This is a genomic window from Streptomyces sp. DF42 (assembly GCF_058267695.1).
In genome coordinates this window covers 5,105,951-5,118,167 of the sequence record NZ_CM177859.1, presented here as the reverse complement: position 1 = coordinate 5,118,167, position 12,217 = coordinate 5,105,951, and the positions used below count along the sequence as shown (strand labels likewise).

Annotated in this window: 11 protein-coding genes; 4 read left to right on the top strand and 7 right to left on the bottom strand. The window is 69.2% G+C overall.

The window, feature by feature from the left end:
• Window positions 1-14: 14 nt before the first annotated feature.
• On the bottom strand, window positions 15-716 hold the full coding sequence (locus ACYUED_RS23355; RefSeq protein WP_491284652.1) for an SDR family oxidoreductase: 702 nt from the start codon (window positions 714-716) through the stop codon (window positions 15-17).
• A 1,139-nt stretch (window positions 717-1,855) separates the two neighbouring features.
• On the opposite strand from ACYUED_RS23355, the gene ACYUED_RS23350 reads away from it, so the two are divergent.
• Entirely contained in the window at window positions 1,856-3,460 is a 1,605-nt protein-coding gene (locus tag ACYUED_RS23350; RefSeq protein WP_491284650.1) for an RICIN domain-containing protein, read from the top strand.
• Here ACYUED_RS23350 and ACYUED_RS23345 read toward each other — a convergent pair.
• On the bottom strand, window positions 3,453-3,929 hold the full coding sequence (locus tag ACYUED_RS23345; protein WP_491284648.1) for an endo-1,4-beta-xylanase: 477 nt from the start codon (window positions 3,927-3,929) through the stop codon (window positions 3,453-3,455). The genes ACYUED_RS23350 and ACYUED_RS23345 overlap by 8 nt on opposite strands.
• On the opposite strand from ACYUED_RS23345, the gene ACYUED_RS23340 reads away from it, so the two are divergent.
• Window positions 3,842-4,357, top strand: a complete 516-nt coding sequence (locus ACYUED_RS23340; RefSeq protein WP_491284646.1) for a hypothetical protein — start codon at window positions 3,842-3,844, stop codon at window positions 4,355-4,357. The genes ACYUED_RS23345 and ACYUED_RS23340 overlap by 88 nt on opposite strands.
• Here the strand turns inward: ACYUED_RS23340 and ACYUED_RS23335 are convergent.
• The 3 genes from ACYUED_RS23335 to ACYUED_RS23325 all read right to left on the bottom strand — a co-directional run bounded on the left by ACYUED_RS23335 (window position 4,248) and on the right by ACYUED_RS23325 (window position 5,928).
• Window positions 4,248-5,030: a hypothetical protein gene (locus ACYUED_RS23335; RefSeq protein ID WP_491284644.1), complete on the bottom strand. Its 783-nt coding sequence runs from the start codon at window positions 5,028-5,030 to the stop codon at window positions 4,248-4,250. The two genes, ACYUED_RS23340 and ACYUED_RS23335, sit on opposite strands and share 110 nt — an antisense overlap.
• Window positions 5,027-5,557 (bottom strand): SigE family RNA polymerase sigma factor, encoded by a 531-nt coding sequence (locus ACYUED_RS23330; protein ID WP_491284642.1) that lies wholly within the window; start codon window positions 5,555-5,557, stop codon window positions 5,027-5,029. The genes ACYUED_RS23335 and ACYUED_RS23330 overlap by 4 nt, the downstream gene beginning before the upstream one ends.
• A 146-nt stretch (window positions 5,558-5,703) precedes the next feature.
• Window positions 5,704-5,928: a hypothetical protein gene (locus tag ACYUED_RS23325; RefSeq protein WP_491284640.1), complete on the bottom strand. Its 225-nt coding sequence runs from the start codon at window positions 5,926-5,928 to the stop codon at window positions 5,704-5,706.
• 1,298 nt (window positions 5,929-7,226) lie between these two features.
• On the opposite strand from ACYUED_RS23325, the gene ACYUED_RS23320 reads away from it, so the two are divergent.
• The gene (locus ACYUED_RS23320; RefSeq protein ID WP_491294393.1) at window positions 7,227-8,690 is read left to right on the top strand and encodes an arabinofuranosidase catalytic domain-containing protein; all 1,464 of its coding nucleotides are present in this window, start codon (window positions 7,227-7,229) and stop codon (window positions 8,688-8,690) included.
• A gap of 472 nt (window positions 8,691-9,162) precedes the next feature.
• Window positions 9,163-10,341 carry an ISAs1 family transposase gene (locus ACYUED_RS23315; RefSeq protein ID WP_491284638.1) on the top strand — a complete coding sequence of 393 codons (1,179 nt, stop codon included), beginning with the start codon at window positions 9,163-9,165 and terminating at the stop codon, window positions 10,339-10,341.
• A 34-nt stretch (window positions 10,342-10,375) separates the two neighbouring features.
• On the opposite strand, the gene ACYUED_RS23310 is transcribed toward ACYUED_RS23315, so the two are convergent.
• Together ACYUED_RS23310 and ACYUED_RS23305 are read right to left on the bottom strand one after the other, a co-directional pair.
• A complete protein-coding gene (locus ACYUED_RS23310; protein ID WP_491284634.1) occupies window positions 10,376-10,906 on the bottom strand; it encodes a hypothetical protein in 531 nt (176 codons plus the stop codon).
• A 191-nt stretch (window positions 10,907-11,097) separates the two neighbouring features.
• Complete coding sequence (locus ACYUED_RS23305) at window positions 11,098-11,916, bottom strand: hypothetical protein (protein WP_491284631.1); 819 nt, start codon at window positions 11,914-11,916, stop codon at window positions 11,098-11,100.
• Between the last annotated feature and the right edge of the window lie 301 nt (window positions 11,917-12,217).

The following is a 12,217-nucleotide window of genomic DNA, read 5'->3' as shown; positions in this document are numbered from 1 at the left end:
CTCAGAAAGCTGGTCTACTTGGCGAGCTGGGGGTACAGCCCCGTCAGGTCGTCGGCCAGGCCCGCCTTGACCTGCCGCGAGATGTCGTCGGCGAGCACCTCGTACGCACCGGTCTCGATGCCGTCGAGGGCGAGGGCGGCGACGTCACGGGGGTCGGACTTGAGCGCCTCGACGCCGGCCGCGAGGTCCGTGTCGACGTACCCGACGTGCAGTCCGGTCACCGCGATGCCACGCGGCTGCAGCTCCAGGCGCAGGGAGTTGGTCTGCGACCACAGGGCGGCCTTGGAGGCGCTGTAGGAGCCACCGAGGGCCAGCCAGGAAAGCACGGAGTGCACGTTCAGGACGTGGCCGCCACCATTGCGCTCGATGACCGGCACGAAGGCACGGGCAACCAGAAGCGGGCCGTAGAAGTTCGTCTCGAACTCCCGGCGTATGTCGTCGATCGGGGAGCCGAGGAAGGACGCGCCGACCGAGGCACCGGCGTTGTTGATCAGCACGGTGACATCCCCCGCCTGCGCGACGGCCGCGGCCACGGAGGCCGGGTCGGTGACCTCCAGCGCCACCGGGACGGCGTCCGGGTGCGTGACGCTGCGCGGGTCGCGGGCCGTGGCGTAGACCTTGCCGGCGCCGCGCGCGTAGAGCTCCTCCACCAGCGCCTTGCCGATGCCGCGGCTGCCGCCGGTGACGAAGACGTTCGCGCCCTTCAAAACGGTCATGACTCTCTCCCGGAGAATGAGAAACCGATCGGTTTCCAGAAGAGTAAACCGATCGGTTTCAGGGTGCAAGCTCAAGCGCCTGCCGATACCCGCCGCATCGGCAGGTGGGCTCGGGCCGAGGGCTGCCGTGTAGCGCCCTGGGGCCTGTTCGGCGGATCAGAAAACGAGGCCGCGCAACGGTCGGTGACCCAGAGCGCCACCTCGCGGGTGAGGGCGGGCGACGCCCCAGAAAGGGCCGGCCATCCATGTGCACACGCAACGGCTCCGCGCGGTCGGCCCCGGCACGGGCGGCCCCATGCAAAAGGTGGGCCACTTCGGCGCGCCACCTACCCGTCGCCCGAGCGCCGTGCCCATAGCGTGCCCATAAGACCGGTGAACCACGGTCAACTACGGTGCGATCGTGCGCTCCCGGGCGCCACACCCAAGTACGTAAGCCCAGGTCAGATCCTCTCCGACCCTCCAAGCGCCGTCGCTTCCCAAGCTGAGAGTGCGAGTTCGATTCTCGTCACCCGCTCCAGAATGAAGCCCCAGGTCAGCGACCTGGGGCTTGTTTGTTGTCTAGTCCAATGCCCCGTATCTGGGACGCGCCCGCCTCTCCGGCGAAGGCGGCCGGGGCCTCCTCATCGTCGCTCAGCCCTCCCAGCGGTGGGGCAGCCGTCACACCCGCACCGGCAAGACGAACTGGGCCGAGCTACCCCTCACCCCTGCGCAGCATCGATCTCCCTCCGCGGGGAAGGCCGGTGGCGGGCGTGGTACGCGGTAAGCGGCAGGGCCGGGAGCAGCCATCAGGCGTTCGCCACCGCCGGCCGTGCCGTGCTCCGCGGCGAACGGGAAGCGGTCGAGGAGAAAAAAATCTGTGGCTCTTCGCGGCAACCTTTTCGGCCTCTCGGACCACTCAGCGTTGTCCGGCCAAGTGGTCCGGTCAGATGCAACGGCTGAAAGAGAGCACAGGCATGTCCCTGGAACGAGAGCACAGACATGACGGCGGCGCGCGCGATGGTCGCCCGAAGCATCGTGGCCGTCGGTTGCTCGCGCGTCGGGGTCTCTGGGCGGGTCTCGCCATGGTGGTCGTGGCCGGCTCGGCTGTTGTGGTCAGTCAGGCATCGGCGGAAACACCCCTGAATCTGAAGAAGTGGTACGTGCTGGTCAACCGCAACAGCGGCAAGGTGCTGGACGACCGCGCCTTCGCCACGAAGGACGGCGCGGCGGTGGTGCAGTGGGCTCGCCACGGCGGGGCGAACCAGCAGTGGCGGTTCATCGACTCGGGTGACGGGTACTACCGGCTGCAGAACCGGAACTCCGGCAAGGTGCTGGACGACCTCGGCTGGTCGAAGACCGCCGGCTCCGCCATCGTGCAGTGGAAAGACCTGAACGGCACCAACCAGCAGTTCAAACTGGCCAAGTCGCCGGACGGCTACGTGCGTTTGGTCAATCGCTTCAGTGGCATGGCCGTCGATGTCCACGACGCCGCCAAAGCCAACGGGAGCGGTGTCGTCCAGAACCGCGACCGGGGCGGGGCCGATCAGCAGTGGCAGCTCGTCCCGGCCGGGAGCGTCGGCAGCTCCGGTACGCCCACCGCGCCGAGCAGCAGCGTTCCCACCAGCCCGGCTCCGAGCAGCTCGCACCCGTCGTCGACGCCGTCTCCCGTGGCCGGTGGCGGCAGCTCGACGACACGTTTCATGGGCAGCGGCACGGTGCTCATCGGCGGCTCGATGTCCGACGCCTCGGCGGCCGCCGCGCCGTTCGACGTGCGGTACGCCTATGTGCACAGCCAGCCCGCGCCCTCGTCGGACTACTACTCGGCAGCGCGCTGCCACGACGACTGGTCGGGTTGGTGGGGCTGCTGGAACGGCAGCACCACGGCGCCCGGCACTTACGTGACCTGGCGGGACACCGAGGCGGCCCAGGCGACGTACAAGGGCAGCCCGCGTCCGCAGAAGATGCTCTGGACCTGGTACTCGTTGCGCGACCTCGGGGATGCGGCGGGCCAGGGCGACGGTCCGGGCGAGGTCAAGGCCATCAACCGGCTCGACCTGCTCACCCGGTACCTGAACGACTACCGTTTCTTCCTCCAGAAGATCGGCACGTCGCAGGAGGCGATCGACCTCGAGCCCGACTTCTGGGGCTACGTCCGGTCGCTCGGCGATCCGCACCAGGTTCCCGCACAGGTCTCGGGCGCGAATCCGAAGGATTGCGGATCACAGGAGAACAGCGCCGCCGGACTCGCCCAGTGCCTGATCTCGATGGCCCACAAGTACGCGCCCAACACCGCGGTGGGGATGCACCTTTCCTGCTTCGACTGGGAGACCAACATGCAGGCGTGCGTCAAGGACTACGCGAGCCTCGGGGCGAAGAACGCCGACTTCCTGGCCTCCGATGTGTCGGACCGCGACGCGGGCTGGTACGCGCAGTCGGCCCATGGTGGTAGTGACCACTTCTGGAACGACCAGAAGGCCGCCGCCTCGCTGAAGTTCTACAAGACGATGGCCGAGTCCGTGGGCAAGCCGGTGGTCCTGTGGCAGATCCCCGTGGGCAACATGGCGCAGAACAACACCCTCAACCACTACAAGGACGACAAGGTGGACTGGTTGTTCGCCCACATGGACCAGGTGGCGAACGCCCACATCGCCGGCCTGTTCTTCGGTCCAGGGCAGCAGGAACAGACCGCGGTCGAAACCGACGGCGGAAACCTGATCAACAAGACGATCGCGTACCACAACTCGGGTGGTACAGCACTCAAGTAGGCGAAGCCGACGAATGCGCCCCCATCTCTTCGATGGGGGCGCATTTCGTCATCCGCGTCGGGCTGAGGACTAATCCGCCGCGCAGGGTGTCGGCGTCGGTGATGGACTTGACCCAGCTGGGCAGTCGGGAGTGCCGGACCAGGGTGTGGCCGCGCATCCGCAGCCCGTGCCCGGTGGCGTGGCCGACGATCTGGTCGGCCGGGCCGAAGTTGAAGCTGCCACGGGAGGGTTCGGCGGTGTCCCACTTCATCTCGTTCTCCGGGCTGGTCATCTTGAACTCCCGGTCGAGAATCGTGGAGTACGTCGAGTCACCGAGCGTGCCCGAGGACGCTGCCGTGCCGAAGTAGCGGCCGCTGCCGGCCGCCGCGGCGGCCAGGGTCGGTGTGCGGGCCTCCGGCATGCGTGCGGCCGGCGCGACCAGCGGTACGGCGGCACACGCGGCGGCGAGGACCACGGCGACGGCGCGCACGCGGCGGGTTGCCGGACGGCGACGATGAGAGCGGTTCTGATCCGACAACGGCATGTCCTTCTGGCACAGCGGGCCTTGATCCGGCCCCGGTCACCCGCCGGTTGCCGCCCCGCACGCGAAGGCTGCTGCGATCGAGGGAAGAATTTCCACGGCCGCCGTCACCATCCCCGACCCAGCTCCACGGCGACCTGCCGGCCACCTACGCCGACGGGACCGACGCCGGCCCGGCCGACTGGGCCCCGTACCAGCAGTTCGGGTACTTGTTCTCCCACCGAGCTGTGCGGCAAGGGGACTCGTCGCCTTGCCGCACAGCGGCGTTCACCGGGTCGGGACGAACCCTCCCCGGACCGACGCGGAGCCGCCCGAACCCTGCGCGTCGACGCGGTAGCCGTCGCCCACGGCACCGCGCGCGCCGGTGCCCTTGTTGAACTGGGCGGCGAACTCATAGCTCCCGGCCGGCACAGTGAGGCCCGGCTTGAGGACCCACCGGTAGACGAGCGTGCCGCCGGACTCTTGGACGGTGACGGTGAAGTCTCCGCTCGGCAGGGTCTGCCAGGTGCCGGTGTTCTTCACCCCGCCGGTCTGCACGATCCGGATCTCGATCGTGAGCGAGGTGACGGGCTGGGTCGTCTTGAGGGCGAGGTTGCTCTGCGTCCAGTAGACGCTGCTGCGCGGGTCCACCGAGCCGGCCGACCACAGCGGCCCGTTCTGGCTCTCGCCGGCGGTCGGCGATGGGCTGGTGGCCGGCGGAGTCTGGCGCGAGCTGCCCGGGGTGGCCGGGGCCGGCGCGACAGCGGTGGGGCGGGCCGATGTCGGGTGCGGGGAGCTGACGGCCGGAGACGGGGTGGCGGGCACGGTCACGGTGGCCGACGGCGGCGGGGTCGCGACGATGGCGGCGACGGCCAGGCCGCCGGTCGCCAGGATGCCGGCGGCGGCGAGCCCGGCGAGCGCGACCCTGGTCCCGGACCTCGCGAACGGCCGCGCACGGTGACGGACGGCGGGGCCGGCCATGCCGCGTTGCACCCGGGCCAGCATCCGCGCAGGGTCGGGCCGGTGGGCCTCGGCGGCCTCGCGCAGCTGACGTGCGATCTCCTCGTTCACCGGTTCCTCCTCCCTGCCACCAGGTCCCCGGCCGCTCGTGCGCCAAGTGTCCTTTCCAGCTCGGCCATTCCCTTGGAGGTCTGGCTCTTCACCGTGCCGACCGAGACGCCCAGCGCCGCCGCCGTGTCCTTCTCCGACAGGTCGAAGGCGTGCCGCAGCACCACGCAGGCGCGCTTGCGGAACGGCAGCCGGGCGAGCGCCGCGCGGACGTCCAGCACGGCCGCCATGTCCGGCCCCTCCACCTTCTCGGGGCCGCGGGACCAGAACAGCGCGATCCGGCGTCGCTCACGCACCGCGCTGCGGATCCGGCTCCGTGCCAGGTTGGCCACCACACCGCGGGCGTAGGCGAGCGGGTGGTCGGCCTGCCGCAACCGGTCCCAGCGCTGCCACAGAGCGACCAGGGCATCCGCCGCGAGGTCGTCCGCCGCGTCCGTCTCGCCGGTCAGGAGGTGGGCCAGACGGGCGAGTTCGGCATAGTGGCGTTCGAAGAATTCGTGGAACTCCGCGGACGCGTCGTCGAGGAGCATCCCCCGGTCGCCCTCTCCTGGCAATGATGTGCACGTTGGTTGCGTGTTTAACAACATCGGGGGGCGCAGCCTAACAGTGCCCGGCCCGGGACCGGACCGGCGCTCGTGCTCGGTTGCGGGCCGGTGAAGGCCGACCGGCGGGCTGGTCATTGCCGGGCGAACCGGACGCCGGTCGGCTGCGCGACGTCCGGCTGCACGGCGGTGCCGCCGACGGTCAGCCGCTCCCCGTAGATGTCGGTGATCCTTACACCGGTTCCGCCCCCGGGGGGACGGCACGCCGGCGCACCGACGCCCAGCAGCGCCAAGGGAATGCCCGTGACCAGTCCGCGCCTGCGCCACGGTTGCGGCGCGGCGTGCTTCGTTGCCCTCATGCCCGTCCATCCGGTAGTTCGACTCGGCCTTCCGGCTCCCAGTTGCCGCAGAGGACGAGAAGGTTGCCGCCCCGACGCTGTTTTCTCGGCGACCGGTGCGCGGCACGAAAGGGACCGTTCCCCAGGACCCGATGCCTTCCGTGTGCCAGGTGGGCAAGTCCTCAATGCCCCTGTCGCCTCGTCCGCCCCGACGGGCGACGTAGGTGGGATGGAGAACTTCTCCGGGTTCTTGAGATCCCGGTGGCCGGCCACCGGTCTTCACGTCCGTAAGGATCACCAGCACTTCGGGAAGCACCCTGACTCGATGAAGCGGTCTTGGCACCTTGTCCTGGCATCGGCTCTCGTCGCGGGAGCCGTCGCCCCACACCGGTGGTTGCGGTGGGCAGCGCGGTCGCCGCAGACGGCGCACGTCCTGCCCTCCTCCTGGCAGGAGGCAGCCGACGACATCGCCAGCCCTTGGCGCCCCAGAGGTCGTGCTCCGAGCCACCCGACCCCGCGGTGATTTTCTGGAAGTGCGAGGTGCCGTACTCGGTGTCGAGGCTGATCGTCACTCCGAACACATTTCACCGGCGCACTCCCGCTTTTGCAGGTCGCTCGGTGGGTCGAATGAAGCCCACGAAGTGTGGCTGTGAATTCGGCGGGGACATGGCCGATCGCCGTTGATGCGCCCCCCGCTCGCGCCCCGCTGATCTGGTCGTTTGCGGCGTGACTGGAAGCTACTACTCCAGCTGTAGATCGTGATCTCGTGTCTTGTAGCGGCGAAGGTTGAGCGCGTGCTCTCGACAACGGGAGCGCCTCGACCTGGCCGGAGGCGCAGGGCTCGTGCGTTCCCAGACAGTGAGATCGCTGACTGTCCTCGGCGAGCGGGCAGTTGAGGCCACCACCCGGGCCACGGTGCGGGGGATCCGCCCACCTGTCCGAAGAGGTCCGCAACCGGCTCAGTGTGCGGGCTCCCTCGCGGGCGAGCACGGGGCCGTCGCCCACCGCCGCAGACAGACCCACGCCGCCTTCTTGCCGGCGTGTTGGGAACGCGGTGACCGCACGAAGGAAGGCATGTTCGCGTTCACAAAGAGGAAGAGGCTGAGCAGGTCTTGACCGGAAACCGGCGTTCATTGATAGTGATGCCCGCAAGCGGAACGTCAGGTCACGTGACAGCCGCGGCAAGGTTGTGAGCGTTAACAATTCGGCGGATCCGGCAACGAGTCCGGCTGCCCATACCTATCTGCGCCCCGACAGTCCCACCGCCGACTCGGCCGGGGGTGCCTGGTGATCCACACCCATGAACAAGGGAGTTCATGATGCTTGCGTTCCGCACTTCCCGCCGACTGCGAAGAAGGCTGGTCGCCTCCTTGTCAACGGTGGCCCTCGCCTTCGCCGGCCTGGTCGCCTCCACCGGCGCCTCGCACGCCGCCACGCAAGGGCCCTGCGACATCTACCTCGCGGGCAGCACACCCTGCGTCGCGGCCCACAGCACCACCCGTGCCCTGTACGCCTCCTACAACGGCCCGCTGTACCAAGTCAGACGGTCGTCGGACAACACCACCCGCGACATCGGCGTACTGAGCGCCGGAGGCGTCGCGAACGCCGCCGCACAGGACTCGTTCTGCGCCGGCACGAGCTGCGTCATCACCGTCATCTACGACCAGTCCGGTCGGGGTAACAGCCTCACGCAGGCGCCCGGCGGCGGCGCGGCGCCAGGCCCGGACAACCTCTCGGACGCGACCGCCGCGCCGGTCACGGTCAACGGCAGCAAGGCGTACGGCGTCTTCATCGCTCCCGGTGGCGGCTACCGCAACAACCACACCAACGGCATAGCCGTCGGCGACCAGCCGGAGGGGATGTACGCGGTCCTCGACGGCACGCACTCCAGCGACGGCTGCTGCTTCGACTACGGCAACGCCGAGACGAGCAACAACAACACCGGCAACGGCCACATGGAGGCCATCTACTTCGGCAGCAACAACTGGTGGGGCTCCGGCTCCGGCTCCGGCCCCTGGGTCATGGGCGACCTCGAGAACGGCCTGTTCAGCGGACCCAACGCCGGTGCCAACGCCAACGACCCGACCGTCAACCACCGTTTCCTGACCGCCATCGTCAAGGGCGAGCCGAACCACTGGGCCATCCGGGGAGGCAACGGGCAGTCCGGCGGCCTGTCGACCTACTACGACGGGCAGCGCCCCAATGTCGCGGGCTACAACCCGATGAGCAAGGAGGGGTCCATCGTTGTCGGCATCGGCGGCGACAACAGCGTCGGCGGCGCCGGTACCTTCTACGAAGGCGTGATGACCGCCGGTTACCCGTCGGACGCCACCGAGAACGCGGTCCAGGCCAACATCACCGCCGCCGGCTACGCGCAGACCAGCGGCGGCAGCCAGCAGAACGCGGAGGTCGTGGGTGCCGGGTCCGGCCGGTGCATGGACGTGCCCGGCGCGACCACGAACAACGGTACCCAGCTGAACCTGTGGGACTGCAACGGCAACTCCAACCAGCGGTGGACCTACACGTCCGGCAAGCAGCTGACGGTGTACGGCAACAAGTGCCTGGAAGCGTACAACTGGGGCACCAGCAACGGCACTCCCGCCGCCATCTGGGACTGCACAGGGGGTGCGAACCAGCAGTGGAACATCAACGCCGACGGCACGATCACCAATGCCCTGTCAGGGTTGTGCCTGGAGGCCGCTGGTCTCGGTACCGCGAACGCCACGAAGCTTCAACTATGGAGCTGCTGGGGCGGCTCCAGCCAGAAGTGGAGCCTGCGGTAACCGGCCTCGATCGCTAGTTGAGGGCCGTCAGCTTTGCTGGCGGCCCTCTTCGGCTCCGAGGGGCGCGTCAGTCGTCACAGAAGGGCTCGCCGGCCTCGGGCCGCCGACGCGGCGATGAGACAGCCGAGACCGCGGCGGCACGACGCGGCCAGCCACGCCGCCCCGCAAGCGAGGCACGCTCCTGGACAGCGGCGGCAACAAGGTCCTCAAGGCATCCGGGGACCAGTGTTGGGGAGGCGACAACGCCACGATGTCCTTCGCTCCCATGCGGGGCGGCTGATGCCCACCGCGTCCTTTGGCGCCCCGGGGGAGATCCTCGAGTGGAAGCTCCAGGGGGACGACGGCACGGTGGTGCAGGAACTGTCCGGCGCGGCCAACGGCCTGCACTTCCCGGTGCCGACCGTGGACGGCTCGGTCGCGTACTTCGGTACTGGCCACTCGCCGACCGGCCCCGTCCTGGAGTCGTGTCCGCGTGCCATCCTCCCTGATCAACGTCCTCGCACGCTACTGCGAGGACGGCGACGAGCCCTGTCCGTCCATCGAGCCGCACGAGATGGTCTCGCTGTCTGAGGTGCTGGCCGCCGTGCCCGATCCCCGGCGGGTGCGCGGGTGCCGCTACCGCATCGGCGTGCTGCTGGCCCTGTGCCTGACGGCGGTGCTCGGCGGAGCCCGCCCGCTGGCGCAGATCGCCCGCTACGCCACGGACGCCGACCCGCAGGTCCGCGCCGGACTCGGCCTCGCCCGCGCCACGCCCAACGCTTCCACGCTCGCCCGACTGCTGGCCCGCATCGACGGCGACGCCCTGGACGACGCCGTCGGAACCTGGCTCGCCCGCCACGCCGCCGATCCCGTCGAGGAGGAAGAAACCCTGGTCGGACTGGCGGTGGACGGTAAGACGGTCCGCGGCTCGCGCACCGAAGGCAAGACCGCGATACGCCTGCTGGCCGCTGCCCTGCACGGCAGCCAGACCGTCATCACCCGGCGCCAGGTGGCGGCCAATAGCAACGAGATCCCGGCCATGGCCCCACTGCTGGCCTGCGTCGACCTGCGCGGCATGGTCGTCACCGCCAACGCGATGCACACCCGGCGCAAGACTGCGAAGAAGATCGTCGCCGCCGGCGGGCACTACCTCCTGGTCTGCAAGGGCAACCAGAAGAAGCTGCGCCGGCAACTGCGCCGCCTGCCCTGGCAGCAGATGCCGCTGCTGGACCGCGCCCGCACCGCCGGGCACGGACGTCGCGAGGTGAGGCGGCTGAAGGTGTGCACCGTCGAAGCCGGGCTGCTGTTCCCGCACGCCGTCCAGGCCATCGAGATCAAGCGACGCCGCGTCGACACCACGACCGGCGAGGTCCAGACGAAAACGGTCTACGCCGTGACCAGCCTCACCCCCGGCCAGGCCGACCCCGCCCGACTGGTCGAACTCGTCCAGGGCCACTGGTCCGTGGAAGCCCTTCACCACGTGAGAGACGTGACATTCGCCGAGGACGTCTCCAAGATCCGCACCGGCAGCGCACCCCGCGCCATGGCCACCCTGCGCAACCTCGCCATCGGCCTGATGCGCCAGGCCGGCTGGACCAACATCGCCGCCGCAGCCGACCACTACCGGTCACGCCCCGACTACGCCACCGCACTCCTCGAGATCACCTGCTGAGAACGCATCAGCCCTGGCCGGAGGCGCCGTAGCATTACACGTTCTGGCAAGCCCTCGCCTTGAACTCCGCCATGGGGACAGTGACTGGCGATTCATCACCATTGTCCGAGATCTTGTCGTAGCGGACTTTCCCTGGGGTGAGCCGGTCCCGGTCGCTCGGGGTGAAGGAGACGCTGCTCGATGACCACGAGTTGTCCTTGGTCCAGCCGTAGAGGGCATACGTGGTCTTGGTGGTGAGCGGGGTGAGGGATCTGGTCGCGGTCCAGCCGACGGCAGGAGAATCGAGGGTCCAGGTGGTGAGACCAGCCCTGAGGGGGCGGTCGGCGGTCCATGAACCGACCGTCACCGTCTTGTTGACGTCGTCGCTGTCCACGTAGAGGGTCGCGCCATCAATCTGATGTCCGCAGACCATCATGACGCCGAGCAGATGGCCGTCGCTGGTCACGGAGACGCCGGCGACGGCATCGACGGGAACCGTGCATCCTGAGGTCGTTGCCAGGGCCACGCCGACCGCGACGGCGCCGACGAAGCGCCCGAACACCGGCCGTGAAGTGATCGACCGCATGCTTGGCCCCCTGCCTGGCGGCGCGCGTGAGCCCCCTGCCCGAATGGTAGGGGGCGAGCGGCGGGCAGCGGGGCCGTGATCGAACTGATCGGCAGCCACCCGAGGTTGACCGGCACGGCGCTACGGACGGTGGGCAGCAAGGGCCACGACGGCTTCGCGCCGGCGCGCGTGCCGGCGTGGCCCCCGGCCGCTCAGCTCTTCGGGGTGAGGTCGAAGGAGGGGTAGGACGGCGTGGACAGCCCGAAGCCGGACGACGGGTAGCCGGACGGTGCGGGGGATGCCGTGGGGATGCCGTTGTCGTCGCAGAGCTGGGGCGCGGACGGCGCGAACACGTGGTAATCGACCACGCGCTTGGTCGGGAAGGTGACGTCGTCGCCGACGATCGTGTTGCCCGTGCTGATCTTGGTCGGCAGTTCGCGGTTCTTGAGCGGTGCGCCGACGTAGATCGCTTCCAGGAAGCCGTCGCAGGGGCTGGCCTTGGCCGAGGCGAAGCCCTTCGGCGGCTTCACGTCGTGGACCTTGCGGCCGTCGATGCGCAGTTCGGTGCGCTTGAGGGACTGCAGGCTGTAGTCGTAGTTCGCCTCCCTCGAAAGCGGGTCGGCGGCCGAAGTGGCGCTGGACGGCCGGTAGTTGACGCGCCAGAACTGGACCTGGACGGTCACCCGGTCGCACAGGGGCCCGTCGAAGCCGGACATGGACTTGGGGAACCGGACCTCTCCCGGGCCCAGGGCGGGCGTGCCGACCTGCCCCCAGTGGACCCAGTCCACCGCCTTCGCCGTACTCCACTTCGCGTTCGGATGGCAGCCGGCCGCGTTCGTGGGGTAGATGTCCGACGGTTTGACCGCAGGGGTGGGCGAGGCCGTCGAAGGGGTGGTGGCCGGGGCCGCCGCGGTCGTCGTCGCGGAGGGGCTGGAAGCCGCGTCGTCACCGCCCCCGCCGGAACAGCCGGCGGCGGCCAGCACCGCCGCGACGATCATGGCCGCACGAACCCGTCTGTGCGCAGTGGTCATCCCGCTTTTCCCCCGTCCACCCGATGGACAATCATGCTCCCAGGTGAAGTTGCCCGTCGGCCATGACGGAAAACTCACGTTTCGCGGGGTTCGAAGCGGGCGACGGGTCCTCAGAGAGCGTTTTCTCCCGATGTTTCATCCCGAGATGCGGCTTTGATGAGGCATTAGAGCCCTCGCCGGGTTGGGGTGGAATCTCTGGTGAGTCGGCGGCCATCAAGGCGATCATCGCAAGGTAGATCATGGCGGCAGAGCGGACCGGGAGGGCTTAGGAGTCGCGGGCCAGGCGGCGGTGGTACACAGC